Raw genomic sequence first — 24,920 nt, forward strand, 5'->3', positions numbered from 1 at the left:
CACGACCGGCAACCAGTATTGAAGAGGCTATGGCCAAGAAAGACGGCGTCATCGAGATCGAAGGCTCGGTGAACGAGGCGCTCCCCAACGCGATGTTCCGCGTGGAGCTCTCGAACGGGCACATCGTGCTCGCACACATCTCCGGCAAGATGCGGCAGAACTACATCCGCATCCTGCAGGGCGATCGGGTGATCGTGGAGCTCAGCCCCTACGACCTCACCCGCGGGCGCATCGTCTACCGCTACAAGTAACCGGCTGCCGGGCAAGGAACGGCTCGCGCGACCGCGCGAGCACGAGGCCAGCGAGGAAACGAACACATGAAGGTCAACCCCAGCGTCAAGAAGATCTGCGACAAGTGCAAGGTGATCCGCCGGCACGGTCGCGTGATGGTCATCTGCGACAACCCGCGCCACAAGCAGCGCCAGGGCTGAGCCCCGGCTCGCTCGCTGAGCGGCACGCACAACTGAACACGATCCTGCAGCGGTAAGAGCTCTCTTCGAGAGGGACACCTTGGGGGGAGGCCCAGGCACCTCCGCTGCACCACACCTCCCACACTCCTTAGGAGACACACGATGGCACGCATCGCAGGTGTCGACATCCCGCGCGAGAAGCGCGTGGAGATCGCACTGACGTACATCTTCGGCGTCGGCCGCACCCGGTCGGTCGCAACGCTCGAGGCCCTCGGCATCGACCGCAGCATCCGCGTCAAGGACCTGACCGACGATCAGCTGGTCGCCCTGCGCGACCACATCGAGGGCACGTTCAAGGTGGAGGGCGACCTGCGCCGCGAGGTGGCAGCAGACATCCGCCGCAAGGTCGAGATCGGCTCGTACGAGGGCATCCGCCACCGTCGCGGCCTCCCCGTGCGCGGTCAGCGCACCAAGACGAACGCGCGCACCCGCAAGGGCAAGAAGCAGACGGTCGCCGGCAAGAAGAAGGCCGGCCGCTAGGCCGCTCGGAGGGTAGAGGAACATGGCAGCTCCCAAGTCCGCGGTTCGCAAGCCGCGCAAGAAGGACAAGAAGAACATCGCGGTGGGCCAGGCCCACATCAAGTCGACGTTCAACAACACGATCGTCTCGATCACCGACATCACGGGCGCCGTCGTCACGCAGGCCTCGGGTGGCGCTGTCGGCATGAAGGGCTCGCGCAAGTCGACGCCCTACGCCGCGCAGCTCGCCGCCGAGTCGGCCGCGCGCCAGGCGCAGGACCACGGCATGAAGAAGGTCGACGTCTTCGTCAAGGGCGCGGGCTCCGGCCGCGAGACGGCCATCCGCTCGCTCCAGGCCGCAGGCCTCGAGATCGGCGCGATCCACGACGTGACGCCGCAGGCGCACAACGGCGTTCGCCCGCCGAAGCCGCGCCGCAACTAGTCGCTCCTGCCGGGCAGGCGAATCACGCCTGCCCGGCATTCCGCCGTCACTGAACACGCGAGTCATATAGCGGACTCGCGACCGAAAGGAACCGACACGTGCTGATCGCCCAGCGCCCCACTGTCACCGAGGAGTCCATCGCCGAGCACCGCTCGCGATTCACGATCGAGCCGCTCGAGCCCGGCTTCGGCTACACCCTCGGCAACTCCCTCCGCCGCACCCTGCTGTCGTCCATCCCGGGCGCCGCCGTCACGAGCATCCGCCTCGACGGCGTGCTGCACGAGTTCTCGACGATCGCCGGTGTCAAGGAGGACGTCACCGAGATGATCCTCAACATCAAGCAGCTCGTGGTCTCGTCGGAGCACGACGAGCCCGTGGTCGCCTACCTCTCGCGCCAGGGCGCGGGCACGGTGACGGCCGCCGACATCACGGCTCCGGCCGGTGTCGAGATCCACAACCCCGAGCTCGTGCTCGCGACGCTGAACGACTCGGCGAAGCTGCAGCTCGAGCTGACGATCGAGCGCGGCCGCGGCTACGTCTCGGCGGCGCAGAACCGCGACGAGTTCGCCGAGGCCGGGGTCATCCCGATCGACTCGATCTACTCGCCCGTGCTCAAGGTCACCTACCGCGTCGAGGCGACGCGTGCCGGTGAGCGCACCGACTTCGACTCGCTCGTCGTCGACGTCGAGTCGAAGCCGGCCATCACGCCGCGCGACGCGATCGCATCGGCCGGCCGCACGCTCGTCGAGCTCTTCGGCCTGACGCGCGACCTGAACGCCGAGGCCGAGGGCATCGAGATCGGCCAGGCGCCGGCGGAGGCCATCGGCTCCGGCGAGCTCGCCACGCCGATCGAGGAGCTCGACCTGTCGGTCCGCTCGTACAACTGCCTCAAGCGCGAGGGCATCAACACGGTGTCCGAGCTCGTGGCGCTGAGCGAGACGCAGCTGATGAACATCCGCAACTTCGGCCAGAAGTCGGTCGATGAGGTCAAGGACAAGCTCGTCGAGCTCGGCCTGTCGCTCAAGGACGCCGTGCCCGGCTTCGACGGCGCGCACTTCTACAGCGGTTACGACGAGGACGCTCGCTGAACGCGGGCCGACTGAAGAACTAGAGGGATACGAACCATGCCCAAGCCCACCAAGGGTCCCCGCCTCGGAGGCGGCCCGGCGCACGAGCGCCTGCTGCTCGCGAACCTCGCGGCCGCGCTGTTCACGCACAAGTCGATCAAGACGACCGAGACGAAGGCCAAGCGCCTGCGTCCGATCGCCGAGCGGCTCATCACGTTCGCGAAGCGCGGCGACCTGCACGCGCGCCGTCGCGTGCTCGCCGTGATCGGCGACAAGGGCGTCGTGCACGAGCTCTTCACCGAGATCGCTCCGCTCGTCGCCGAGCGCGAGGGCGGCTACACCCGCATCACGAAGCTCGGCTTCCGCAAGGGCGACAACGCCCCCATGGCGCAGATCGAGCTCGTGCTCGAGCCGGTCTCGAAGAAGCCGTCGAAGTCGAAGGCCGCTGCTGCCGCGTCGACCGCCGCCGCCGACCAGGAGGCCGCGGAGGCCAAGGCCGCCGAGGCCGACGAGGCCGAGGTCGACCCGACGGAGGCCGCCGAGGCCGACGCCGCCGCGGCCGACGTCGAGACGACCGAGGCGCCCGAGTCGGGCGACGAGGCTGTCGAGGCCGAGCCCAAGGGCGACGACGCCAAGTAGTCCGTCCGCTCGAGAGGGGGTCCCGCATGCGCGGGGCCCCCTCTCGTCATGCGGCGCCGCGGCCGCGGCTCAGCGGCGCTGCGCGGCCGCGATCTCGGTCGCCGCGAGCACGAGGCCCAGGTGCGAGAACGCCTGCGGGAAGTTGCCCCAGTGGTGGCCGGTGGCCGGGTCGATCTCCTCGGCGAGCAGGCCCACGTCGTTGCGGAGCGCCACGAGGCGGTCCATGAGCGCAGTGGCGTCGTCGAGGCGCCCGCACTGCGCGTAGGCGATCACGAGCCAGAAGCCGCAGAGCACGAACGGGTGCTCGTCGCCGGCGAGGCCGTCGAGGCCCGTCGTGCGGTAGCGCAGCGGCAGCCCGTCGACGAGCAGCTCCTGCTCGATGCGCGCGACGGTGCCGAGGAACCGGGGGTCGTCGGCGTCGACGATCCCGATCGTCGGCAGCTGCAGCAGCGAGGCGTCGACGTCGCTCGTGCCGTAGTGCTGGCGGAACGAGCCGGTCGTCTCGTCGAAGCCCTCCGTGAGCACCTCCTCGCGCAGCGCGTCGCGCAGCGCGATCCAGCGCGTCGGGTCGCCGTCGCATCCTCCCTCCTCCACGGCCCGCACGCCGCAGTCGAACGCGGCCCACATCATGGCGCGCGAGTGCGTGAAGCGCTGGGGCTGGCCGCGCATCTCCCACAGCCCGTGGTCGGGGCGCTCCCAGTGCGTCGCGAGCTCGTCGAGCAGCGCCCGCTGCAGGTGCCACGAGTCGTGGGTGTCGTCGAGCCCGATCGCGCGGAGCCGCTGGAGCGTGAGCATCACCTGGCCGAGCACGTCGTGCTGGCGCTGGTCGGCGGCCCCGTTCCCGATGCGCACGGGCGCCGCGCCGCCGTAGCCCGGCAGGTGCGGCAGCTCGCGCTCGAGCAGGTCGCGGCCGCCGTCGCGCCGGTACATGATGCGCATGTCCTCCGGGTCGCCGGCGATCGCCCGCAGCAGCCAGTCGCGCCAGAGCCCCACCTTGCCGGTGAGCCGCACCGCGAGCATCGCGTCGACGGTGAGGGATGCGTCGCGCAGCCAGGTGAAGCGGTAGTCCCAGTTGCGCTCGCCGCCGGGGTCCTCCGGCAGCGAGGTGGTGGGTGCGGCGAGGATGCCGCCGGTCGTCTGGTCGGTGAGCGCCCGGAGCACGAGCACGCTCGTCTGCACGGCCTCGAGGTAGGGGCCCTCGTAGTCGAGCTCGGCGAGCCACTCGGCCGACTCGGCGACCGTCGTCTCGAGCACCTCGGGCTGGCCGACCGGCGCCGCGATCGGCTGCCAGGAGTGCTGCCAGCACAGGTCGAGCACGAACCGCTCGCCCTCGCGCACGGTGAAGGTCGCGCGGTGCGCGTGCTCGTGCGCCCGCGGCAGCGGGGCGCCGCGCAGCACGAGGCGGTCGGGGCCGGCGACGGCGACGAGCACCTCCTCGCCGCGGTCGTGCTCGCGCCGGAACCAGGGCGGCACGGCGCCGTAGCCGAAGCGCACGACGAGCTCCTGCTCGAGCTCGACCTCGCCCGCGACCCCCTCGATCACGCGCACGACGTCGGCCCGGTCGTCGCCGGTGGGCATCGCATCCGTCACGCGCACCGTGCCCGTCGCGGTCTCGTGCGTCGTCTCGAGCACGAGGCTGCCCGGCAGGTAGCGGCGGGTGGAGGTCGCCTCGCCCGCAGGGCCGATGCGCCAGTGCCCGTGCTCGCGACGCCCCAGGATCGCGGCGAAGCACGCGTGGGAGTCGAAGTGGGGCAGGCAGAGCCAGTCGATCGCGCCGTCGCGGCCGACGAGCGCCGCCGTGCTCCGGTCGCCGATCATGGCGTAGTCCTCGATGGGCTGGGGCATGCGGCGAGACTATCGAGCGCGCCTCCGCGTCCCGTCCACGCGGCTCCTGCATAGGCTTGCCGCATGCCGCGCATCCGCCTCGACCTCGCCTACGACGGCGGCGGCTTCGCGGGCTGGGCGGCGCAGCCGGGGCTGCGCACCTGCCAGGGCGAGCTCGAGCGGGCGCTCGCGACCGTGGCGCGCGAGCCGGTGCGGGTGACGGTGGCAGGGCGCACGGATGCGGGGGTGCACGCGAGCGGGCAGGTCGCGCACGCCGACGTGCCCGCCGCGCTCGCGCCCGCGACGGCCCAGGAGGGCGAGCGGCTCGCGCTGCGGCTCTCGCGGCTCGCGTCGCGCGAGGGCGACCTCGTGGTGCGGGGCGTCTCGCTCGCGCCCGCCGGCTTCGACGCGCGCTTCTCTGCGGTCTCCCGCTCGTACCGCTACCGGATCGTGACGGGGCCGGCCGACCCGCTCGAGCGGCGCACGGCCGAGCACGTGCCGCAGCCGCTCGACGCCGACGCGATGGCGCGCTGCGCCGAGGCGCTCGTGGGGCTGCGCGACTTCGCCGCCTTCTGCCGCCCGCGCGAGGGCGCGACCACGATCCGCGAGCTGCGCGAGTTCACGTGGCGCCGCGACGGGCAGCTGCTGACAGCGTCGCTCACGGCCGACGCGTTCTGCCACTCGATGGTGCGGGCGCTCGTCGCCGCGTGCGTGCGGGTGGGCGAGGGCCGGCTCGGGCTCGCGCGGGCCGAGGCGCTGCTGCAGGAGCGCCGACGCTCCGCGCTCACGGGCCTCATGCCCGCGCGCGGCCTCACGCTCGTCGCGGTCGGCTACCCGCCCGACGCCGAGCTCGCGGCGCAGGCCGATCGCGCGCGGGCGCGGCGGAGCGAGGCGGACCTCGACGCCTGAGCGCCGGTCTCGCCGACGTCAGGCGGCGAGGGCCTCGCGCAGCTCGTCGACGGAGCCGACGATCCGGTCGGCGCCGGCCTCGACGAGCTCGGCGTGGCCGCCGTAGCCGTAGGCGACGCCGATCGAGCGGATGCCGAGCTCGCGCGCCGACGCGATGTCGTTGACGCGGTCGCCGACCATCACGACGGCGTCCGCGGGCAGTCCGATCGAGCCGATCGCGCGCGCGATCACCTCGGCCTTCGAGTGGCCGGCCTCCCCGTCGATGCGCCCGTGCACGCCGCGGAAGCGGTGGCGCAGGGCGTAGTGCTCGATCACCGCCTCGGCGTCGCGCTGGATCTTGTGGGTCGCGACCGCGAGCTGCCGTCCGGCGCCGTGCAGGTCGGCGATGAGCGCATCCACGCCCGGGTAGAGGGTCGAGTCGACGAGGCCGCCGTCGGCCATCCGAGCGCGGAACGCCGACAGCGCCGCGTCGATCTCGGCGGGCGAGCGGCCCGACTCCGCGAGCACGGTGACGAGCGGCGGGCCGAGCCAGCGCACGAGCTCGGTCTCGCTCGGCACCTCCCAGCCGACGGCCTCGTGCATGTGCCGCAGGCTCGCGAGGAGGCCCTGCTTGGAGTCGGTGAGGGTGCCGTCGAGGTCGAAGATGATGCCGCTGGGAGTCATGTCCCTCCATCATCCCAGAGATCAGATCTCGCCGTCCGGATCCCGCTCGACGCCTAGGATGGAGGGCGGCCGAGGCAGAGCTCGGCAGGAGCCGGAGCGCAGTCATGGCCGAGCAGCCGCACGCATTCGATCAGGCCTTCCGCGGCTACGACCGCGAGCAGGTCGACGCCGCCCTCGCGCAGCTGCGCGAGGCGCTCGCCGAGGTCGAGCGGGGCCGCGAACAGGCGGCGCTCGACAGCGAGGCGCGGTTGCAGCACCTCACCGAGGACCTCGACGCGGCTGTCGCGCGCGCCGACCAGGCCGAGTCGCGCATGCTGCGCCTCGCCCAGCAGGTGCAGACCCTCGACGACGACGCGGCCTCCGACGACGACGAGGGCGCCGACGCCGCCGACGGGCGGCAGACCCGCGTGCGCTTCGCCGAGATCCTGCGCGTCGCCGAGGACCAGGCGTCGACGCTCGTCACCAACGCCTCGACCTCCGCGCAGCGCGTGCTCGACGACGCGAACGCCGAGCGGGACCGCATCCGCCGCGACGCGCAGGAGGAGGCGCAGCGCGTGCTGCAGGAGGCCCAGCACGAGGCCGAGCTCGCCCGCCGCCGCAGCGAGACCGAGCAGACCGCGCACCGCGCGCGGATCGAGGCCGAGCTCGGCTCGCTCGGCGAGAAGGTCGCACAGGCCGATCGCGAGGCGCAGGTGCTGCTCGGCGAGGCCGAGCGGGCCGCCGCCGCGCTGCGCGCCCAGGTCACGCGCGAGACCGACGACCTGAAGCTCGACGCCGACCGCATCGTGCGGGAGGCGAAGGCGCGCAGGGTCGAGCTCGACGCGGCGCTCACCCGGCGGCAGGACGACGCCCAGCAGGAGTTCCTGCGCCTGCACAACCAGGCCGTGTCGCACGCCGAGCGCATCACCGCCGACGCGAACGACAAGGTCGCCTCCGCGCTCGCGCACGCGAAGCACGTCGCCGAGCAGTCGGAGGCCTACGAGCAGCTGTCGAAGGCGCAGGCGGCGCAGATCGAGGCGAGCGCGAAGGCGCGCGCCTCGGCGATGCTCGACGAGGCGCGCCGTCGCGCGCAGTCGATCGTCGAGACCGTCGCGACGCACACGAAGGACGTGCTGCGCGAGGCCGAGGACCGCGCGCGGGGCCTGCGCTACCAGCAGTCGCAGCTGTCGGGCTTCATGGCCGAGGTGCAGTCGCTCATGCACGTCGCCGACGCCGCCGACCCGCGCACCTGGAGCTCGGCCGGCGCCGAGCGCGACGAGCGCCCCGCCGCCGACGCGCGCGATGCGGAGGAGGCGGATGCGCCGTCGGCGGCGCTGCCGACGGTCGCCGCGGAGGACCGGGCCGTCGTGCCCGACGCCTTCACCGCATCCGCTCCGGGCGGCGACCCGCTCGACGACCTGACGCTCGACGTCGACGCGCCCGCCGGCGACCAGGCCGCGGACGAGCCGGTCGAGGGGGAGGCGCTCGAGGAGCCCGCCACGCGCGAGGAGGTCGTCGACGTCGTGTGGCACGAGGAGCGGGACGAGTACGACCCGTCGATCGACCGCTGAGCGGCGGCGCGCCGACGGCTTGACCGCGCGGCCCCGTGCCGCGTATGCTCGATCCTTGGTGCGTGCAGCCTGCGCGTGCCCGAATGAGCCCTCCACCGGATGGTTCGCGCGCATCGCGCCGGCGAACGCCTCGGAGTGGGATTCACGACCATCCATTCGATCAGTGAGGCACCAATGACTCGCACCTACTCGCCCAAGGCGAGTGACGTCCAGCACGACTGGGTCGTCATCGACGCCACCGACGTGGTCCTCGGCCGGCTGGCCAGCCACGCCGCCGCCATGCTCCGCGGCAAGCACAAGCCGACGTTCGCCCCCCACATGGACATGGGCGACTACGTCATCGTCGTGAACGCCGAGAAGGTGGCGCTCACCGGGCAGAAGCTCGCCAAGAAGGTCGCCTACCGCCACTCCGGCTACCCGGGCGGCCTCAAGGCCACCGGCTACGAGGAGATGCTCGCGCGGTTCCCCGTCCGCACCGTCGAGAAGGCCATCCGCGGCATGCTCCCGAAGAACTCGCTCGGCCGCGCCCAGATCAAGAAGCTCAAGGTCTACGCAGGCCCCGAGCACCCGCACGCGGCGCAGCAGCCGACCCCCTACACGTTCGACCAGGTCGCCCAGTAGGGCGCGAGGAGACACCAGACATGGCGAAGATCGCAGACTCCATCGAGGCTCCCGAGAGCTTCTCGACCGAGACGCCGGCAGCTGAGGCTCCCAAGGCGCCCCGCGTCGTCAACATCGGCGGCCAGGCCGTCGGCCGTCGCAAGCAGGCCATCGCCCGCGTGCGCCTCATCCCCGGCTCCGGCTCGTTCACCGTGAACGGCCGCACGCTCGAGGACTACTTCCCGAACAAGCTGCACCAGCAGCTCATCAACGACCCGTTCACGCTGCTCGAGCTCGCCGGCAGCTACGACGTGATCGCCCGCATCTCCGGCGGCGGCCCCTCGGGCCAGGCCGGTGCGCTGCGCCTGGGCATCGCTCGTGCGCTCAACGAGATCGACGTCGAGAACAACCGACCGGAGCTCAAGAAGGCCGGCTTCCTCTCGCGCGACGCTCGCGTCATCGAGCGCAAGAAGGCCGGTCTCAAGAAGGCCCGCAAGGCGCCGCAGTACTCGAAGCGCTGATCCATGTCGCGCCTCTTCGGCACAGACGGGGTTCGAGGTCTCGCAGGCCTCGACATCACGGCGGAGTCGGCGCTGGCGCTCGCACAGGGCGCCGCACTCGTGCTCGGGCGAACAGCCCGGCAGGAGGGGCGGCGCCCTGTCGCCGTCGTGGCGCGGGATCCTCGCATCTCGGGTGAGTTCATCGTCGCCGCGGTGTCGGCGGGGCTCGCCTCGAGCGGCGTCGACGTGCTCGACGCGGGCGTCATCCCGACGCCCGCGGCCGCGTACCTGATCGGCGACATCGGCGCCGACTTCGGCGTGATGGTCTCGGCGTCGCACAACCCCGCGCCCGACAACGGCATCAAGTTCTTCGCCAAGGGCGGGCGCAAGCTGCCCGACGCGGTCGAGGACGAGATCGAGGCTGCGCTGGGCGCGCCGCCGCTGCGCCCCATCGGCGCCGAGGTGGGCACGGTCCGCCGCTTCTCCGACGCCGAGGACCGCTACCTCGTGCACCTGCTCGGCACGCTCGAGGTGAGCCTCCAGGGCCTGCACGTCGCGCTCGACTGCGCCCACGGCGCGGCCGCCGGCGTCAGCCCGCGCGCCTTCGCCGACGCGGGCGCGACGGTGACAGTCATGGGCAACGACCCCGACGGCACGAACATCAACCGCGAGGTCGGCTCGACCCACCTCGAGCAGCTGCGCGACCTCGTGCTCTCGTCGGGCGCCGACCTCGGCATCGCCCACGACGGCGACGCCGACCGCTGCCTCGCGATCGACGCGAACGGCGACGTCGTCGACGGCGACCAGATCATGGCGCTGCTCGCGCTCTCCGGCAAGCGCCGGGGCCTGCTCACCGACGACACCCTGGTCGCGACCGTGATGTCGAACCTGGGCCTCAAGGTCGCGATGGACGAGCACGGCATCCAGCTCGTGCAGACGGCCGTCGGCGACCGCTACGTGCTCGAGGCGCTCGGCGAGTACGGCCTCGCGCTCGGCGGCGAGCAGTCGGGCCACATCATCTTCTCCCGCTACGCCACCACCGGCGACGGCGTGCTCACCGGCCTGCAGATCGCGGCCGAGATGGTGCGCACCGGCAAGACGCTCGCCGAGCTCGCCTCGGTGATGGAGGTCTACCCGCAGGTGCTCGTGAACGTGCCGGGCGTCGACAGGCTGGGTCTGCGCGGCAACCGGCCGATCGCCGAGGCCGTCGCGCGCGCCGAGCACGAGCTCGGCAGCAACGGCCGCGTGCTGCTGCGCCCGTCGGGCACCGAGAAGATGGTGCGCGTCATGGTCGAGGCGCACGAGCGCCACATCGCCCAGACGATCGCCGACGAGCTCGCCGACCTCGTGCGCCAGGAGCTGTCGGTCACGTCCTGACGTCGGCCGCGTGGCGGCTGCGGAACGCCGCGACGTTGGTGCGCGACTGGCACGTCGTCGAGCAGAAGCGCCGCGACCGGTTGCGCGACAGGTCGAGGTGCATGCGGTCGCAGCGGCTGTCCGCGCAACGCCGGCAGCGCTCGAGGTCGTCGGCGCGCACGAGGTCGGCGATCGCCATCGCGGCGTCGACCGCGAGCCGGTCGGCGATCGGCGAGCCCGCCGGCAGGCCGTGCAGGTGCCAGTCGGAGCCGTCGTGCCGCACGAGGTGCGGCCGGGCACCCGTCTCGTCGAAGACGCGGTTCACGAGGCCCGCGACCGCGTCGCGCTCGCCGTCCCACATCCGCTCGACGGCCGGCAGGTGCGCCCACGTCGCCTCGGCGTCCGCGCGCGTCGCGGAGCTCGCGCCGGGGAAGCCCCACTCCGCGCAGATCGCGCGCAGGCTGGCCGCCGAGTCGAGCTCGCCGGCGCGCCTGCGGTTGCAGACGTCGGCGATGAACTCCAGGGAGCGGATCAGCTCTCGGGGGTAGGGGAGCGACACGGTCACCTCGGCTACGATCACGACTGTCAGGGCCAACGGCCGTGACGTGTGCCCGCCGTGGTGAGCACGATGCTAGCCCTTCGCACCCCTGTGAGCCGCCCATGCAGCCCCGTCGCCCCATCGGGCTCGCGTTCGCCCTCGCGAGCTCGGCCTCCTTCGGCCTCTCCGGCATCTTCGCCTCCGCGCTGCTCGCGGGCGGCTGGAGCCCGGGCGCCGTCACGACCGCCCGCATCGCGGGCGGCGCGCTCGTGCTGCTCGTGCCGACGCTGTGGCTGCTGCGCGGCCGGTGGGGCGCGGTGCTGCGGTCGTGGCGGGAGGTGCTCGTGCTGGGGCTCCTCGCGGTCGCGCTGTGCCAGCTCGCGTTCTTCAGCGCCGTCGCCTACATCGAGCCCTCGCTCGCGCTGCTCATCGAGTTCCTGGGGCCGGTGCTGCTCGTCTTCTTCACGTGGGCGGTGAGCCGCCGCGCGCCGGCGATGCTCACGCTCGCGGGCGCGGGCGTGGCGCTCGTCGGCCTCGCGCTCGTCTCGGGCGTCGGCGGTGAGGCGCTGCACCCGCTCGGGGTGCTGCTCGCGCTCGGCGCCGCGGTCGGCAACGCCGGCTACTGGATCGCCGCGTCGAAGGCCGACTCCGAGCTGCCGCCGATCGCGCTCGCCGGCCTCGGGCTCATCGTCGGCGCCGTCGTGCTCGTCGCGGCCTCGGCGAGCGGCCTGCTGCCGTTCGTCGCCACGGCTCGGCCCGTCGTCCTCGCGGGCGCCACCCTGCCCGCGTGGACGGTGCTGCTCCTGCTCGTGCTCGTCGCGACCGCCGCCGCCTACGTGCTCGGCATCCTCGGCGCGCGGCGGCTCGGCGCGACGCTCGCGAGCTTCGTCGGCTACTCCGAGCCGATGTTCGGCATCCTCTGGACCGCCGTGCTGCTGTGGCTGCTGCCGAGCGGCATGCAGTGGCTGGGCGCCGCGGCGATCATCGCGGGCGTCGTGCTCGTGAAGCTCGGCCAGGTCGACCGCCCGCGCGTCTCCGAGTCCCCGGCGATCGTCGAGGGCATCCCCAGCCCCTAGCCCGACCCGTGAGTGGCGCCTCCCGACATCGAGTGGCGCCGCTGGCGATCGAGTGGCGCCGTCGGGGATCGAGTGGCGCCCCTGGCCTCGCCTGCAGAGGGGAAGCGGTCTCGGTGGGAGCCGCCACTCGGTCGCGGGAGCCGCCACTCGATCGCGGGAGCCGCCACTCGATCGCGGGAGCCGCCACTCGATCGCGGGAGCCGCCACTCGATCGCGGGAGGCGCCACTCGGTCGCAGGAGCCTCCGCTCGGGCGCGGGGTCAGACCTTGCGGAGGAGCACCGAGCGGATGGTGTGGTCGTCGTCCTTGCGCAGCACCAGGTCGGCGCGCGGCCGGGTCGGCAGGATGTGCTCGACGAGGTTCGGGCCGTTGATGGAGTCCCAGACGTCGGTCGAGTAGGCCCTCGCCCGCGCATCCGACATGTCCGCGAAGCGGTGGAAGTACGACTGCGGATCCTGGAACGCGCTCGCCTTGAGCGCGAAGAAGCGGTCGACGTACCACTGGCGGATCGCGCTCGTGCGCGCGTCGACGTAGATCGAGAAGTCGAACAGGTCCGACACGGCCAGGTGCGACCCCGACGGCGGCGGCTGCAGCACGTTGAGCCCCTCGACGATGAGCACGTCGGGCCGCCGCACCACGATCTCCTCGCCCGGCACGATGTCGTACGACAGGTGCGAGTAGACGGGCGCGCGCACCTCGGCCTCGCCCGACTTCACGCGCGAGACGAAGCCGAGCAGCGCCCGCCGGTCGTACGACTCGGGGAAGCCCTTGCGCTGCATGAGCCCGCGCTCCTCGAGCACCCGGTTCGGGTGCAGGAAGCCGTCCGTGGTGATGAGGTCGACCTTCGGCGAGCCCTCCCAGCGGCTCAGCAGCTCCTTGAGCAGGCGGGCGGTCGTCGACTTGCCGACCGCGACGCTGCCGGCCACGCCGATGACGAAGGGGGTGGGATGCGCCGTGGCGCCGAGGAACTCGGTGGTCTCGCGGTGCAGGCGGGCGGCCGACTCCTGGTAGAGGCTCACGAGCCGCGACAGCGGCAGGTACACCTCGGCCACCTCGCGCAGCTCGAGCCGGTCGCCGGTGCCGCGGAGCCGCCGCACCTCGGCCTCGGTGAGCGGGTTGGGCATGCGGGGCGCGAGGCGCGCCCAATCGCGGCGCTCGATCTCGACGAACGGCGACTGGATCGGCTGGGACATCGCACGGAGCCTACCGCCGGTAGGATCGGAGGCATGTGCGGCATCGTGGGCTATACCGGTGAGCGCAGCACGGTCGACGTGCTGCTCGAGGGTCTCAGCAGGCTCGAGTACCGGGGCTACGACAGCGCCGGCGTCTCGGTGATCGACGGCGACCGCGTCGCGCTGCGCAAGAAGGGCGGCAAGCTCAAGGTCCTCCGCGACAGCCTCTCGGACGCGCCGCTGCCCGAGTCGTCGACCGGCATCGGCCACACGCGCTGGGCCACGCACGGCGGGCCGACCGACGAGAACGCGCACCCGCACCTCGGCGACGAGGGCCGGCTGTCGCTCATCCACAACGGCATCATCGAGAACTTCGCCGAGCTGCGCGCCGAGCTCGAGGCCGCGGGCGAGGTCTTCGCGAGCGAGACCGACACCGAGGCCGCGGCGAAGCTGCTCGGCCGCGCCTACCGCGAGACGGGCGACCTCACGCTCGCGATGCGTCAGGTCGTGCGCCGGCTCGAGGGCCAGTTCACGCTGCTCGCGATGCACGCCGAGCAGCCGGGCGTCGTCGTCGGCGCCTCGCACAACTCGCCGCTGCTCGTCGGCTACGGCAAGGGCGAGCACTTCCTCGGCAGCGACGTGAGCGCGTTCGTGAAGTTCACGCCCGACGCGGCCGCGCTCGACAACGACCAGATCGTCACGATCACCGTCGACAGCGCATCCGTCACCGACTTCGACGGCACCCCGACCGAGCCGAAGCGCTTCGAGGTCAACTGGGACGCCTCGGCCGCCGACAAGGGCGGCTGGCCGTCGTTCATGGCGAAGGAGGTCTCGGAGGGGCCGGAGGCCGTCGAGAACACCATGCGCGGCCGCCTGACCGACCACGGCGTCGACCTGGGCGAGCTGGGCGTGCTCACCGACGAGGTGCTGCAGGGCATCCACCGCATCGTCATCGTCGCGTGCGGCACGGCGAGCTACTCGGGCCTCGTGGGCAAGTACGCGATCGAGACGTGGGCGCGCGTGCCCGTCGAGGTCGACCTCGCGCACGAGTTCCGCTACCGCGACCCGGTGCTCGACGAGCACACGCTCGTCATCTCGATCTCGCAGTCGGGCGAGACGATGGACACGAAGATGGCCGTGCAGCACGCGGTCGCGCAGGGCGCCCGCACGCTCTCGATCTGCAACACGCAGGGCGCCACCATCCCGCGCGAGTCGGAGGCGGTGCTCTACACGCACGCCGGCCCCGAGGTCGCGGTCGCGTCGACGAAGGCGTTCCTCGCGCAGGTGATCGGCCAGCTGCTCTTCGGCCTGCACCTCGCGCGAGTGCGCGGCACGATGACGGAGGAGCAGATCGCCGAGGTCGTCGGAGAGCTCCGCGAGCTGCCCGACGAGCTGCGCCAGGTGCTCGCCGAGCAGGAGTCGGTGCACGAGCTCGCGCACTGGATGAGCGACACCCGCTCGGTGCTCTTCCTCGGCCGCCACGTCGGCTACCCGGTGGCGCTCGAGGGCGCGCTGAAGCTCAAGGAGATCAGCTACATCCACGCCGAGGGCTTCGCGGGCGGCGAGCTGAAGCACGGCCCCATCGCGCTCATCGAGCCCGGCCAGGTCGTGTTCGTCGTGGTGCCGAGCCCGCGCAACGAGCCGCTGCTGCACTCGAAGATCGTCTCGAACATCCAGGAGATCCGGGCGCGCGGCGCCCGCGTCATCGCGGTCGCCGAGGCGGGCGACGCCGCGGTGCTGCCGTACGCCGACGTGGTGCTGCGCGTGCCGCTGACCCTGCCGATGCTCGAGCCCGTGCTGCAGGTCGTGCCGCTGCACATCTTCGCGCTCGAGCTCGCCACCGCGAAGGGCCTCGACGTCGACCAGCCGCGCAACCTCGCGAAGTCGGTCACGGTCGAGTGATCCGGCTCGTCGGCAGATGACCGGGGTCGGCTCGTGATCGTGGGGCTCGGCGTCGACGTCGTCGACCTGGCGCGCTTCGAGCGCGCCGTCACGCGCACGCCGCGGCTCAAGCAGCGCCTCTTCGCGCCCGACGAGCTGCTCGTCGACGGCCGCGAGCGGTCGCTGCCGTCGCTCGCGGCGCGCTTCGCCGCGAAGGAGGCCGCGTTCAAGGCGCTCGGCGCGAACGCGGGGATGCGCTGGGTCGACCTGGTGGTCGTGCAGGGCCCGGGAGGCGAGCCGAGCCTCGACCTGCGCGGCACCGCTGCCGAGCGCGCGGCCGCGATCGGCGCGACGCGCGTGCACGTCTCGATGAGCCACGACGCGGGCGTCGCCACGGCGACGGTCATCGCGGAGTCCTGATGCGCATCGAGGTCGACACGGCGGCCATCGCCGCGAACGTGCGCGCGCTCGCCGCGCGGGCGGCGACGCCCGTGTGCGGCGTCGTGAAGGCCGACGGCTACGGCCACGGGGCCGTCGCATCCGCCCGCGCGATGCTCGACGGCGGTGCCGCCATGCTCGGCGTCGTCGACCTCGCGGAGGCGCTGCAGCTGCGCGCCGCCGGCATCGACGCGCCGATCCTCGCCTGGCTGCACGGGCCGGGCGTCGACTTGTCGCTCGCGGCGCGCCACGGCGTCGACGTGGCAGTGAGCTCGATCGCGCAGCTCGAGGCGGCTGCCGCCGCGGGCGCCGTCATCCACCTGAAGCTCGACACCGGGCTCGGCCGCAACGGCATCGCGCGCGGCGACCGCTCCGCGGCGATCGCGCGCGCGATCGCGCTCGCCGCCGACGGCGCGCGCATCCGCGGCGCGATGTCGCACCTCGCCGGCACGAGCCGCGACGCCGACCTCGCGCAGGTGCGCGACTTCGCGTCGGCGCTCGCCGAGGCCGAGCCGCTCGGCCTGGAGCTGCGGCACCTCGCGAGCTCGGCGGCCGCGATCGCGCTGCCGGAGGCCCGCTTCGACCTCGTGCGCATCGGCGTGGCCGCGTACGGCGTCGACCCGAGCGGTCCGGGCGCCGGCGACGGGTCGGCGGCCGCGGCGCTGGGCCTCCGGCCCGCGATGCGCGCGAGCGCCGCCTTCGTCGACGGCGTCGCCGAGGTCGGGCTCGACGACGGGCTGCTGCCCGCGGTCGGCGCGCCGGTGCTGCTCGGCGGCGAGCTCGCGCACGTCGCCGCGGTCGGCGCGCGCAGCCTCAGGATCGAGCCGCCGCGCACGGGCGACGGCGTGCTGTGGGGCGACCCGGCTGCGGGCGAGCCGAGCGCCGACGCGTGGGCGCGCGCGGCGCGCACGATCACGTACGAGGTCGTGACCCGGATGGGCGCGGCCGGCCGGGGCGCGGGCGTCGTCGCCGCGGGACCCGAGACGGCGCCGCGGCGCGTGCTCGAGCTCGGGCTCGACGGCGAGCCCCGCCGCCTCGTCGGCGAGCTCGTGGGCGTCAAGCGCGTGGAGCCCGGCCTCGGCGTCTCCTACGGGGGCGAGTACGTCACGCCGAGCGCGACGACGCTCGCGCTCGTCGGCCTCGGCTACGCCGACGGCGTCACGCGCAGCGCCACCGGCCGCCCGGCGGTCGTCGGCGGCGACGGCGCGCACCCGATCCGCGGGCGCGTGGCGATGGACCAGGTCGTGCTCGACGTCGGCGACCGCCCCGCCCGCGTCGGCGACCCGGTCGTGCTCGAGCACGCATCCGCCCCCGAGCTCACCGGCATGATCGGCCCGCGCGTGGCGGTCGAGGTCGCCGGCTCGGTCGCCGACGCCGACGCGATGGAGCTGCTCGGCGAGCGCATCGGCGCGGTGCTGCGCGCCGGCGACGCCGTGCTGCTCATCGGCCCGCTCGGCGCGGGCAAGACCACCCTCACGCGCGGCATCGGCCGGGCGCTCGGCGCGCGCGGCACCGTGCAGAGCCCCACGTTCGTCATCGCCCGCACGCACCGCACCGCCGCGGGCCCCGACCTGCAGCACGTCGACGCGTATCGGCTGGGCGACGAGGCCGAGCTCGACGACCTCGACCTCGACCTCGACGGCGCCATCACGGTCGCCGAGTGGGGCGCGCCGCTCGAGCACGCGCTCGAGAGCTGGCTGCGCGTCGAGATCGACCGCGGCGAGGCCGACGGCGACGGCGAGTCGCCGCGCTCGGTGCGCCTGCGCGGGCACGGCCCCGGCTGGGACGCCGCGCGCGTGCGCTCGCTCACCGCCCCGGGCCCGACGGAGGAGGCACCGTGATCCTGGCCATCGACACCTCGCTCGGCACCTCGGTCGCCGTCGTCGACGGCGACGACGTCGTCTTCCGCGAGCACCAGGGCGACGCGCGGCGCCACGCCGAGCACCTCGGGCCCATGCTCGAGCGCGCCCTCGCGGGCCGCCGCGACCGTATCGAGCTCGTCGTCGCCGGCATGGGGCCGGGCGCCTTCACGGGCCTGCGCGTCGGCATCGCGGCGGCGCGCGCGGCGGCGATGGGCCTCGGGGTGCGGTGCGTCGGCATCGCGAGCCACGCGGGCATCACCGAGGGCACGGCGCAGGTGACGACGGATGTGCGGCGCCGGGAGCGCGCGTGGAGCTCGATCGTCGACGGCCTGGTCGTCGACGGCCCGCACCTCGCGCCCGCCGACGCGGTGCCGCCGCCCGCCGCCGCGCACGCTGGCGCGCCCCGCCTCGACGCCGACGCGGTCGACGCCGCGCTGCTCGCCCGCGCCCTCGTGCGCGGGGCGGCCGAGGTGGAGCAGGCGCTGTACCTGCGCGACGCCGACGCGACGCCGTCGGCCGGCCCGAAGCGGGTGAGCCAGTGAGCGTCGTCATCCGCACCGCGGGCGCCGGCGACCTCGACGCGATCATGGCGATCGAGCAGGCGTCGTTCGGCGCGAGCGCGTGGGAGCGCGGCACCATGCAGCAGGAGGTCGCGAGCGACTGGGGCCGCTACGTCATCGCCGTCGACGAGGACGACGACGGCCGCACGGTCGGCTACGCGGGCCTGCGCGCCGTGGGCGTCGAGGGCGACGTGCAGACGATCGCCGTCGCCGCCGGCGCCCGCGGGCGCGGCATCGGGCGCGCGCTGCTCGCCGAGCTGCTCGCCGAGGCCGGCCGGCGCGGTGTGCGCGAGCTGTTCCTCGAGGTACGGGCCGACAACCCGGTCGCGCGCGGCCTCTACGAGTCGGTCGGGTTCCGCGAGATCGGCGTGCGGCCGCGCTACTACCAGCCGGAGGACGTGGATGCGGTGGTCATGAAGCGGGAGTCGGCGTGATGGTGCAGGGGCAGCGGCCGGCGGTGGTGCTCGGCATCGAGACGAGCTGCGACGAGACGGGCGTCGGCATCGTGCGCGGCACCGAGCTGCTCGCGAACCGGATCGCTTCGTCGATGGAGCTGCACGCGCGCTTCGGGGGCGTCGTGCCCGAGATCGCCGCGCGCGCCCACCTCGAGGAGCTGCAGCCGACGATCCTCGCGGCGCTCGCCGACGCATCCCTCACCCTCGACGACCTCGACGCGGTCGCCGTCACCGCCGGGCCCGGCCTCGCCGGCGCCCTCATGGTGGGCATCGGCGCCGCGAAGGGCCTCGCCGCCGCGCGCGACCTGCCGCTGTACGGCGTCAACCACCTCGTCGGCCACGTCGCCGCCGACGTGCTCTCGGGCGAGCCGCTCGAGCTGCCGACCGTCGCGCTGCTCGTCTCGGGCGGCCACACGTCGCTGCTGCTCGTGCGCGACCTCGCGGGCGACGTCGAGCTGCTGGGGGAGACGATCGACGACGCGGCGGGCGAGGCCTTCGACAAGACCGCGCGACTGCTCGGGCTCTCGTACCCGGGCGGGCCTTCGATCGACAGCGCCGCCGTGGGCGGCGACCCGGCGGCGATCCGCTTCCCGCGCGGGCTCACGGCGCCGAAGGACCGCGACCGCCACCGCTTCGACTTCTCGTTCTCGGGGCTGAAGACGGCCGTCGCGCGCCACGTCGAGCGGGCCGAGGCCGCGGGGGAGCCGCTGCCGGTGGCGGATGTCGCGGCGAGCTTCCGCGAGGCGGTCGTCGACGTGCTCGTGGCGAAGGCGCTCGACGCGTGCGCGGCGCACGGCATCCCGCGCCTGCTGCTCGGCGGCGGCGTGGTCGCCAACCGGCGCCTGCGCGAGGTCGCGGCCGAGCGCTGCGAGCAGGCGGGCGTCGCGCTGCGGATCCCGCCGCTCGACCTGTGCACCGACAACGGGGCGATGATCGCGGCCGTCGGGGCGATGCTCGTCGCGCGCGGCGACGCTCCGAGCCCCGCCGGCTTCGCGGCCGAGTCGACGCTCGACGCGAGCACCGTGCAGGTCACGGCGTGAGCGGCGCGACCGGGCGGATGCACAGGTCGGCCTGGCAGGATCGCCCTGCGCCGCGCGCCGATCGGCTCGCGCGGCCGCGAGCCGACGAGGAGCGGGCATGAGCATGGCGTGGCAGCAGCCAGGATGGGGCCCGCCGCCCGCGCCGCCGGCGCCCGCGCCCTTCCGCTCGCCCACGCATCCGGGCCCGAGGACCGACGCGCTCGCGATCTGGGCGATCGCCTCGGCGGCCGCCGGCACGACGATCCTCGTCGGCCTCGGCTCGATCGCCGCGATCGTGCTCGGGCTCATCGCGCTGTCGCGCATCCGGCGCTCGGGCGACGACGGCAGGCTGCTCGCCGTCTGGGCCGTGATCCTGGGCGCCGTGACGCTCGTCGCCCTGATCGCTGCGACGGTCGCGGGCATCGCGATGATCGTCACGGTCGTCGGGGGACTGCAGGGGCTGCCCGGGGTCTGAGCCGCGGTCTGAGCCCCGACGCGCCGAGCTGCCGTTCGGCCCGCTTCCAGGCTTCGCGCCTCGGCGGCAGGGTACGGTGAACCACGCGCAGTCGCGCATCGCAAGGAGGATCCCGTGAGCGACCAGTACCCGCCCGCCGACGACCGCTTCCGTCGCCCCGACCAGGAGGGCGCCGCACAGCCCGGCGATGCCGACAGCGCCCAGCCCGCGGCCGACTTCGGGCAGCAGCCCGAGCAGGCCCCGTCGTTCGGCCAGCCGCACGACGCAGCACCGACGCAGGCGCAGGGCGACCACGGCCAGCCTCCCGCGTACGGCCAGCAGCCCGGCTACGGCCAGGCCCCGCAGGACGGCCAGCCCGGCTACGGCCAGCAGCCCTCGTACGGCACCAGCGCGCCCTCGTACGGCGGCGCCAGCGCGCCGTCCTACGGGCAGCAGCAGGCGTACGGGCAGCAGCCCGGCGGCGAGCAGGCCTACGGGCAGCCCGGCTACGGCCAGCAGCCGCCGACGTACGGGCAGTCGACGCCCGAGCAGGGCTACGGCCTGCAGGCCGCCTACGGGCAGCAGCCTGCCGCCGATCAGGGCTACGGGCAGCAGCCCGGCTACGGCCAGCAGGCCGCCTACGGCCAGCAGCCGCCGGCCTACGGCCAGCAGCCGGCGTACGGCTCGAGCGCTGCCGCCGACGCCGCCTACGGCCAGCAGCCCTCGTACTCGCAGTCCTACGGCGACCCCGCCGCCGCCGGCTACGCCCAGCAGCAGCCGTTCGGCGCAGCGCCGGCGGGCGAGAAGAAGCTCAAGGGCATCACGATCGCCGCGCTCGTGCTCACGGGCCTCGGCTTCCTCGGCATGTGGTTCGCCGGCTCCGGCTGGCTGTTCGCGCTCATCGGCGCGATCCTCGGCTTCGTTGCGATGAAGAAGAACCCCGAGGCGAAGCCGTGGCCGATGATCGCCGCGATCGCCGGCTCGATCATCTTCATCATCTGCCTCGTGATCGGCATCATCATGGCCGTGAACTGGATCCCGTACCTGATGGAGATCAGCTCGATGTGAGCCCGGAGCGCTCACCCTCGCGGTGAGCGCGGAGGGCTCAGGTCGAGGAGCGCGCCGCATGCGGCGCGCGTCACGAGACCTCGTCGTCCAGCGAAGCCCCCGGCCCCAGCGGCCGGGGGCTTCGTCGTGCTCAGGCTTCGTCGCGCTCAGGCCCGGTCGGCGAGCACCGCGCGATGCCGCCCGGCGATCCGCGTGAGGATGAGCGTGGCGCGCGCGTCGCCGCGCAGCTTGAGCCGCCTCCGCAGCGCCGCGGGGTCGATGTCGGCACCGCGCTTCTTGATCTCGAGCTCGCCGATGCCGAGCTCGCGCAGGCGCTGCGCGATGCGGCGCTCGTCGAGCGGCAGCGTCTCGCGCACTCGGAACGCCTGCGCGAGCGGCGTGCCGACGTGGCGCGCGGCCGTCAGGTAGGCGATGCCCTCGCTCACCGCGCGGGCATCGAGCCGCTCGGCGAGCGCGCCGATGAGCTCGGCGCGGATGACGGCGCCGGCCGGCTCGTACAGCCACGCGTCGAGCTCGCCGGGCTCGGGGTGGCTCGGGTCGCCGGCGAGCTCCTCGGCGACGCCGTCGCCGAGCACGAGCGCGCTGCGCGCGACGCCGGGCCGGGCGAGCCGCCCGGTCCACACCACCGCCTCGACGGTCTCGAGCCCGTCGGTGACCCACTGGTGCTCCGCGTCCGGCGGCAGCAGGTCGCGGTCGATGCCCGGCGCGAGCTTCACGCCCGCCGGCTGCGCGGCGGCGCGCGCGAAGACGGCGTCGAGCGGCGGCGACCAGTCGGCGGGGTCGCTGAGGCGCCGCGCGCCGTCGCGGCGGGCGGGGTCGAACCACAGCGCCTCCGCGTCGACGGGGGTGTCGAGCGCATCGCCGTGCACGACGGATGCGTGCCACGCGGCGAGGTTGTAGGTCGCGATCGCGGCGGTCACCTCGTCGCGCTCGACGGCCGTGACCTCGAGCCCGAGCGTCGCGAACGCGAGCGCGTCGGCGCCGATGCCGCACCCGAGGTCGGCCACCGAGACGATGCCGGCCCGGCGCATCCGCCCCGCGTGGTGCGCGGCGACGCGCAGGCGCGTGGCCTGCTCGAGCCCGGCCTCGGTGAAGAGCATGCCGCTCGCGAACTCGCCGAACTTCGCCCGGGCGCGGCGGCGCAGGCGGGCCTGGGTGAGCACGGCGGCGACGAGCCGGGGGTCGTGCCCCTCGGCGCGGAGCCGCGTCACCTCGCGCACGACGTCGCCGTCGAGGCCCGCCTCGGCGCGCTCGAGCAGCGCGAGGCCGTCCTTCGACAGCAGCAGTCGCAGCTCCTCGGCATCCATCGCACTCATCCAAGCACCCGGGGCGCGGCTGGCACTCATGTTGACCGAGTGCCAGCCGACCGCCTAGGCTTGCTCAGGTGCCCGGCACTGCCGGGCGCACCCCAGGATCTGACAGAAAGAGGCAACCGTGTCGGTTTCCATCAAGCCGCTCGAGGACCGCATCGTCATCAAGCAGGTCGAGGCAGAGACGACCACCGCCAGCGGTCTCGTCATCCCTGACACCGCCAAGGAGAAGCCCCAGGAGGGCGAGGTCGTGGCCGTGGGTCCGGGTCGTGTCGACGACAACGGCAACCGCGTCCCGATCGACGTCGCCGTGGGCGACAAGGTGCTGTACTCCAAGTACGGCGGCACCGAGGTGAAGTTCGGCGCCGACGAGTACCTGGTGCTCTCGGCTCGCGACGTGCTCGCGATCGTCGAGCGCTGACGCTCCGCTGAGATCGACGGCGGCGCCCCCTCGCGGGGCGCCGCCGTCGCAGTTCCACCACGGGCCTCGGGAGGGTCGGATGGGTGAGCACCCGGGCGGGCGCACGCGCGCCGGCATCTGGTACGCGGTCTTCGCGTACGCCTTCTGGGGCGTCGTCCCCGTCTACCTGCAGCTGACGAAAGGCATCGACGGCTTCGAGCTCATCGGCTGGCGGGTGATCGCCTCGGTGGTCGTCGGGTTCGCGCTCGTCGCGGCCACCCGCGGCTGGAGCAGGCTCGCCGGCGTGCTGCGCAGCCGCCGCGACACCGTCTCGCTCGTGCTCGCCGGCTGCGCCGTGCTCGTCAACTGGACGGCCTTCTTCATCGGCGTGCTGAGCGACCGCGTGCTCGAGACGAGCCTCGGCTACTTCCTCAACCCGCTCGTGAGCGTCGTGCTCGCCGTCGCCTTCCTGGGCGAGCGGCTGCGGCCCGTGCAGTGGGTCGCGGTCGGGCTCGGCGCGCTCGGCGTGCTCGTGATGGTCGTCGGCTACGGCGAGGTGCCCTGGATCGGCCTGACGGTCGCGCTCTCGTTCGGCGTCTACGGGCTCATCAAGAAGCGGGTCGGCGGCTCGGTCGACGCGCTCTCGGGATTCACGATCGAGACGGTCGCGGCGCTGCCCGCCGCGCTCGTGATGATGGGCATCGCGATCTCGCTGCAGGGCGTGACGGTCGGCGCGAACGGCGCCGCCGGCATCTGGGGCACCGTCGGGCTCGGAGTCATCACGGCGGTGCCGCTGCTCGCCTTCGCTGCCGCCGCCCGCCGGATCTCGCTCACGGCGCTCGCGTTCACGCAGTACCTCGCGCCGATCATCTCGTTCCTCTTCGGCGCCTTCGTGATGCTCGAGCCCATGCCGCTCGAGCGCTGGATCGGCTTCGCGCTCGTCTGGGCGTCGCTCGCGCTCGTGTCGCTCGACCTGCTGGGCCGCCACGCGCGCCGCCCGCGGCCCGAGCCCGCCGCGGCCTGACGCGGGGCGCGGGCCCGGGCGCGCGGCGACCGGCTACGCGAGCTCCGGCCGCTTCTGCCGGAACATCCTGGCCGGGCGGTCCTCGCCGTCCCACACCTGCACGATGCCCCACGCGACGGCCGCGATCGGCACCGAGAGCACGGCGCCGACGATGCCGCCGAGCACCGTGCCGACGGTCAGGGCGATGAGGATGACGAGCTCGTGGATCTGCAGCGAGCGCCCCATCACGACCGGCTGGAGGAAGTTGCCCTCGAGCTGGTTTACGAGCACGACGGCCGCGAGGACCACGAGCGCCACGACGGGGCCGTTCGCGACGAGCGCCACGAGGGTCGCGAGCGCGCCGGCGACGGTGGCGCCCACGAGCGGGATGAACGCGAGCAGGAACACGAGCACCGAGAGCGGGAGGGCGAGCGGCACCTGCGCGAAGGCGAGCACGACGCCGATGCCGACCGCGTCGACGAGCGCGACCGTCGCCGTGCCGCGCACGTAGCCGCCGAGGGTGTCGACGGTGCGGCGGCCGATGCGCTTGCCGCGGGCGTAGCGCTCGCCCTCGAGCGGCCGCAGCAGGAACTCCCAGATGCGCGGGCCGTCCTTGAGGAAGAAGAACAGCACCACGAGCATGAGCACGAGGCCGGTGAGGAAGTTGGCCGCGGCGGCGGCGCCGGCGACGGCGCCCGAGCCGAACTGCGAGCTCGTGAGGAAGTCGACGACCGCGTCGCGGCCCTGCTGGATCTGCTCGTCGGTGGGCGCGAAGGGGAGGGTCGAGACCCAGGCGATCACCTGGTCGATGCCCTCGGACGTCTGCGACACGAGCTCGTCGAGCTGCGAGCGCACGGCGTTCACGACGAGCCACACCACGCCGCCGAGCGCGAGCGCGATCGCGAGCATCGCCCCCGCGGTCGCGAGCCCGCTCGGCACGCCCTTGCGGCGCATCCAGCGCATCACGGGCGCGAACGCCGAGGCGAGGATGAGCGCGATCGTCACGGGGATGATGACGAGCGTCAGCTGCGTCATCGCGAACACGACGCCGGCGACCGCGACGACGACGATGATGCCCTGCAGCGCCCGTGTCGCGAACCGGCCGAACGTGTCGCCCCACAGCCGTGCCCGATCGCTCCGGTCGGCCAGCTCGACCTCGGTGGCGGTCCTCTGCCTGAACAGTCCCATGTCGCGCTCCTCGCCGTC

28 protein-coding genes are annotated in these 24,920 nt (G+C 73.7%); 22 read left to right on the plus strand and 6 right to left on the minus strand.

Annotated elements, in window-relative coordinates:
• Nucleotides 1–29: 29 nt before the first annotated feature.
• The 6 genes from infA to rplQ all read left to right on the plus strand — a co-directional run bounded on the left by infA (nt 30) and on the right by rplQ (nt 3,077).
• Entirely contained in the window at nt 30–251 is a 222-nt protein-coding gene (gene infA, locus MU522_RS06805) for a translation initiation factor IF-1 (RefSeq protein WP_128190174.1), read from the plus strand.
• Nucleotides 252–317: 66 nt separating this feature from the next.
• Entirely contained in the window at nt 318–431 is a 114-nt protein-coding gene (gene rpmJ / locus MU522_RS06810) for a 50S ribosomal protein L36 (RefSeq protein WP_038503151.1), read from the plus strand.
• 141 nt (nt 432–572) lie between these two features.
• Nucleotides 573–950, plus strand: coding sequence for a 30S ribosomal protein S13 (gene rpsM, locus MU522_RS06815; protein WP_128190175.1), 378 nt, complete (start codon nt 573–575; stop codon nt 948–950).
• 22 nt (nt 951–972) lie between these two features.
• Nucleotides 973–1,371 (plus strand): 30S ribosomal protein S11, encoded by a 399-nt coding sequence (rpsK, locus tag MU522_RS06820; protein WP_128190176.1) that lies wholly within the window; start codon nt 973–975, stop codon nt 1,369–1,371.
• 98 nt (nt 1,372–1,469) lie between these two features.
• Entirely contained in the window at nt 1,470–2,459 is a 990-nt protein-coding gene (locus MU522_RS06825) for a DNA-directed RNA polymerase subunit alpha (RefSeq protein WP_128190177.1), read from the plus strand.
• Nucleotides 2,460–2,495: 36 nt separating this feature from the next.
• Complete coding sequence (gene rplQ, locus MU522_RS06830) at nt 2,496–3,077, plus strand: 50S ribosomal protein L17 (protein ID WP_246990351.1); 582 nt, start codon at nt 2,496–2,498, stop codon at nt 3,075–3,077.
• A 69-nt stretch (nt 3,078–3,146) separates the two neighbouring features.
• Here the strand turns inward: rplQ and MU522_RS06835 are convergent, their stop codons facing one another.
• Nucleotides 3,147–4,922 carry a glycoside hydrolase family 15 protein gene (locus tag MU522_RS06835; protein ID WP_246990352.1) on the minus strand — a complete coding sequence of 592 codons (1,776 nt, stop codon included), beginning with the start codon at nt 4,920–4,922 and terminating at the stop codon, nt 3,147–3,149.
• A 63-nt stretch (nt 4,923–4,985) separates the two neighbouring features.
• On the opposite strand from MU522_RS06835, the gene truA reads away from it, so the two are divergent.
• On the plus strand, nt 4,986–5,810 hold the full coding sequence (gene truA, locus MU522_RS06840; RefSeq protein ID WP_246990353.1) for a tRNA pseudouridine(38-40) synthase TruA: 825 nt from the start codon (nt 4,986–4,988) through the stop codon (nt 5,808–5,810).
• Between the two features lie 18 nt (nt 5,811–5,828).
• On the opposite strand, the gene MU522_RS06845 is transcribed toward truA, so the two are convergent.
• Nucleotides 5,829–6,473, minus strand: a complete 645-nt coding sequence (locus tag MU522_RS06845) for an HAD hydrolase-like protein (protein ID WP_246990354.1) — start codon at nt 6,471–6,473, stop codon at nt 5,829–5,831.
• Between the two features lie 104 nt (nt 6,474–6,577).
• Here MU522_RS06845 and MU522_RS06850 point away from each other — a divergent pair, with 104 nt between their 5' ends.
• The 4 genes from MU522_RS06850 (at nt 6,578) to glmM (ending at nt 10,500) form a co-directional block, all read left to right on the plus strand.
• Nucleotides 6,578–8,023, plus strand: a complete 1,446-nt coding sequence (locus MU522_RS06850) for a DivIVA domain-containing protein (RefSeq protein ID WP_246990355.1) — start codon at nt 6,578–6,580, stop codon at nt 8,021–8,023.
• Nucleotides 8,024–8,197: 174 nt separating this feature from the next.
• The gene (gene rplM / locus MU522_RS06855) at nt 8,198–8,644 is read left to right on the plus strand and encodes a 50S ribosomal protein L13 (protein ID WP_128190183.1); all 447 of its coding nucleotides are present in this window, start codon (nt 8,198–8,200) and stop codon (nt 8,642–8,644) included.
• Nucleotides 8,645–8,664: 20 nt separating this feature from the next.
• A complete protein-coding gene (rpsI, locus tag MU522_RS06860) occupies nt 8,665–9,144 on the plus strand; it encodes a 30S ribosomal protein S9 (RefSeq protein ID WP_128190184.1) in 480 nt (159 codons plus the stop codon).
• A 3-nt stretch (nt 9,145–9,147) separates the two neighbouring features.
• Nucleotides 9,148–10,500: a phosphoglucosamine mutase gene (gene glmM, locus MU522_RS06865; RefSeq protein WP_246990356.1), complete on the plus strand. Its 1,353-nt coding sequence runs from the start codon at nt 9,148–9,150 to the stop codon at nt 10,498–10,500.
• Here the strand turns inward: glmM and MU522_RS06870 are convergent.
• Nucleotides 10,490–11,044: a CGNR zinc finger domain-containing protein gene (locus tag MU522_RS06870; RefSeq protein WP_246990357.1), complete on the minus strand. Its 555-nt coding sequence runs from the start codon at nt 11,042–11,044 to the stop codon at nt 10,490–10,492. The two genes, glmM and MU522_RS06870, sit on opposite strands and share 11 nt — an antisense overlap.
• 95 nt (nt 11,045–11,139) lie before the next feature.
• Here MU522_RS06870 and MU522_RS06875 point away from each other — a divergent pair, with 95 nt between their 5' ends.
• The gene (locus tag MU522_RS06875; RefSeq protein WP_246990358.1) at nt 11,140–12,093 is read left to right on the plus strand and encodes a DMT family transporter; all 954 of its coding nucleotides are present in this window, start codon (nt 11,140–11,142) and stop codon (nt 12,091–12,093) included.
• 259 nt (nt 12,094–12,352) lie between these two features.
• Here MU522_RS06875 and coaA read toward each other — a convergent pair whose 3' ends face one another.
• The gene (gene coaA / locus MU522_RS06880; RefSeq protein WP_128190450.1) at nt 12,353–13,285 is read right to left on the minus strand and encodes a type I pantothenate kinase; all 933 of its coding nucleotides are present in this window, start codon (nt 13,283–13,285) and stop codon (nt 12,353–12,355) included.
• Between the two features lie 33 nt (nt 13,286–13,318).
• Between coaA and glmS the strand changes: the two genes are divergently transcribed.
• The 8 genes from glmS to MU522_RS06920 all read left to right on the plus strand — a co-directional run bounded on the left by glmS (nt 13,319) and on the right by MU522_RS06920 (nt 21,001).
• Entirely contained in the window at nt 13,319–15,166 is a 1,848-nt protein-coding gene (gene glmS / locus MU522_RS06885; protein WP_246990359.1) for a glutamine--fructose-6-phosphate transaminase (isomerizing), read from the plus strand.
• 33 nt (nt 15,167–15,199) lie between these two features.
• A complete protein-coding gene (locus tag MU522_RS06890) occupies nt 15,200–15,565 on the plus strand; it encodes a holo-ACP synthase (protein WP_128190452.1) in 366 nt (121 codons plus the stop codon).
• On the plus strand, nt 15,565–17,424 hold the full coding sequence (gene tsaE, locus MU522_RS06895) for a tRNA (adenosine(37)-N6)-threonylcarbamoyltransferase complex ATPase subunit type 1 TsaE (protein ID WP_246990360.1): 1,860 nt from the start codon (nt 15,565–15,567) through the stop codon (nt 17,422–17,424). The genes MU522_RS06890 and tsaE overlap by 1 nt, the downstream gene beginning before the upstream one ends.
• Entirely contained in the window at nt 17,421–17,987 is a 567-nt protein-coding gene (tsaB, locus tag MU522_RS06900; protein WP_246990361.1) for a tRNA (adenosine(37)-N6)-threonylcarbamoyltransferase complex dimerization subunit type 1 TsaB, read from the plus strand. Before tsaE ends, tsaB begins: the two co-directional genes overlap by 4 nt.
• Nucleotides 17,984–18,439 (plus strand): ribosomal protein S18-alanine N-acetyltransferase, encoded by a 456-nt coding sequence (rimI, locus tag MU522_RS06905; protein WP_240671416.1) that lies wholly within the window; start codon nt 17,984–17,986, stop codon nt 18,437–18,439. The genes tsaB and rimI overlap by 4 nt, the downstream gene beginning before the upstream one ends.
• Entirely contained in the window at nt 18,439–19,500 is a 1,062-nt protein-coding gene (gene tsaD / locus MU522_RS06910) for a tRNA (adenosine(37)-N6)-threonylcarbamoyltransferase complex transferase subunit TsaD (protein ID WP_246990362.1), read from the plus strand. The genes rimI and tsaD overlap by 1 nt, the downstream gene beginning before the upstream one ends.
• 97 nt (nt 19,501–19,597) lie before the next feature.
• Nucleotides 19,598–19,954: a DUF4190 domain-containing protein gene (locus tag MU522_RS06915; protein WP_246990363.1), complete on the plus strand. Its 357-nt coding sequence runs from the start codon at nt 19,598–19,600 to the stop codon at nt 19,952–19,954.
• Between the two features lie 114 nt (nt 19,955–20,068).
• The gene (locus MU522_RS06920) at nt 20,069–21,001 is read left to right on the plus strand and encodes a hypothetical protein (RefSeq protein WP_246990364.1); all 933 of its coding nucleotides are present in this window, start codon (nt 20,069–20,071) and stop codon (nt 20,999–21,001) included.
• A gap of 146 nt (nt 21,002–21,147) precedes the next feature.
• On the opposite strand, the gene MU522_RS06925 is transcribed toward MU522_RS06920, so the two are convergent.
• The gene (locus tag MU522_RS06925; protein ID WP_246990365.1) at nt 21,148–22,308 is read right to left on the minus strand and encodes a class I SAM-dependent methyltransferase; all 1,161 of its coding nucleotides are present in this window, start codon (nt 22,306–22,308) and stop codon (nt 21,148–21,150) included.
• Nucleotides 22,309–22,435: 127 nt separating this feature from the next.
• Here MU522_RS06925 and groES point away from each other — a divergent pair, with 127 nt between their 5' ends.
• On the plus strand, nt 22,436–22,732 hold the full coding sequence (gene groES / locus MU522_RS06930) for a co-chaperone GroES (protein ID WP_128190084.1): 297 nt from the start codon (nt 22,436–22,438) through the stop codon (nt 22,730–22,732).
• Nucleotides 22,733–22,811: 79 nt separating this feature from the next.
• Nucleotides 22,812–23,735 (plus strand): EamA family transporter RarD, encoded by a 924-nt coding sequence (rarD, locus tag MU522_RS06935; protein WP_128190085.1) that lies wholly within the window; start codon nt 22,812–22,814, stop codon nt 23,733–23,735.
• Between the two features lie 33 nt (nt 23,736–23,768).
• Here rarD and MU522_RS06940 read toward each other — a convergent pair whose 3' ends face one another.
• Entirely contained in the window at nt 23,769–24,902 is a 1,134-nt protein-coding gene (locus MU522_RS06940) for an AI-2E family transporter (RefSeq protein ID WP_246990366.1), read from the minus strand.
• Nucleotides 24,903–24,920 lie beyond the last annotated feature (18 nt).

It is taken from the genome of Agrococcus sp. SCSIO52902 (assembly GCF_022983135.1).
Taxonomy (GTDB): Bacteria; Actinomycetota; Actinomycetes; order Actinomycetales; family Microbacteriaceae; genus Agrococcus; species Agrococcus sediminis.

Coding starts and splice junctions, on each gene's coding strand:
- rplM (WP_128190183.1), top strand. CDS start 8,198: ATGACTCGCACCTACTCGCCCAAGGCGAGTGACGTCCAGCACGACTGG.
- tsaE (WP_246990360.1), top strand. CDS start 15,565: ATGCGCATCGAGGTCGACACGGCGGCCATCGCCGCGAACGTGCGCGCG.
- rarD (WP_128190085.1), top strand. CDS start 22,812: ATGGGTGAGCACCCGGGCGGGCGCACGCGCGCCGGCATCTGGTACGCG.
- MU522_RS06835 (WP_246990352.1), bottom strand. CDS start 4,922: ATGCCCCAGCCCATCGAGGACTACGCCATGATCGGCGACCGGAGCACG.
- tsaD (WP_246990362.1), top strand. CDS start 18,439: ATGGTGCAGGGGCAGCGGCCGGCGGTGGTGCTCGGCATCGAGACGAGC.
- glmS (WP_246990359.1), top strand. CDS start 13,319: ATGTGCGGCATCGTGGGCTATACCGGTGAGCGCAGCACGGTCGACGTG.
- MU522_RS06850 (WP_246990355.1), top strand. CDS start 6,578: ATGGCCGAGCAGCCGCACGCATTCGATCAGGCCTTCCGCGGCTACGAC.
- rpsI (WP_128190184.1), top strand. CDS start 8,665: ATGGCGAAGATCGCAGACTCCATCGAGGCTCCCGAGAGCTTCTCGACC.
- MU522_RS06915 (WP_246990363.1), top strand. CDS start 19,598: ATGAGCATGGCGTGGCAGCAGCCAGGATGGGGCCCGCCGCCCGCGCCG.
- truA (WP_246990353.1), top strand. CDS start 4,986: ATGCCGCGCATCCGCCTCGACCTCGCCTACGACGGCGGCGGCTTCGCG.
- glmM (WP_246990356.1), top strand. CDS start 9,148: ATGTCGCGCCTCTTCGGCACAGACGGGGTTCGAGGTCTCGCAGGCCTC.
- rpsM (WP_128190175.1), top strand. CDS start 573: ATGGCACGCATCGCAGGTGTCGACATCCCGCGCGAGAAGCGCGTGGAG.
- MU522_RS06875 (WP_246990358.1), top strand. CDS start 11,140: ATGCAGCCCCGTCGCCCCATCGGGCTCGCGTTCGCCCTCGCGAGCTCG.
- MU522_RS06940 (WP_246990366.1), bottom strand. CDS start 24,902: ATGGGACTGTTCAGGCAGAGGACCGCCACCGAGGTCGAGCTGGCCGAC.
- MU522_RS06845 (WP_246990354.1), bottom strand. CDS start 6,473: ATGACTCCCAGCGGCATCATCTTCGACCTCGACGGCACCCTCACCGAC.
- infA (WP_128190174.1), top strand. CDS start 30: ATGGCCAAGAAAGACGGCGTCATCGAGATCGAAGGCTCGGTGAACGAG.
- MU522_RS06925 (WP_246990365.1), bottom strand. CDS start 22,308: ATGGATGCCGAGGAGCTGCGACTGCTGCTGTCGAAGGACGGCCTCGCG.
- rpsK (WP_128190176.1), top strand. CDS start 973: ATGGCAGCTCCCAAGTCCGCGGTTCGCAAGCCGCGCAAGAAGGACAAG.
- rpmJ (WP_038503151.1), top strand. CDS start 318: ATGAAGGTCAACCCCAGCGTCAAGAAGATCTGCGACAAGTGCAAGGTG.
- rplQ (WP_246990351.1), top strand. CDS start 2,496: ATGCCCAAGCCCACCAAGGGTCCCCGCCTCGGAGGCGGCCCGGCGCAC.
- coaA (WP_128190450.1), bottom strand. CDS start 13,285: ATGTCCCAGCCGATCCAGTCGCCGTTCGTCGAGATCGAGCGCCGCGAT.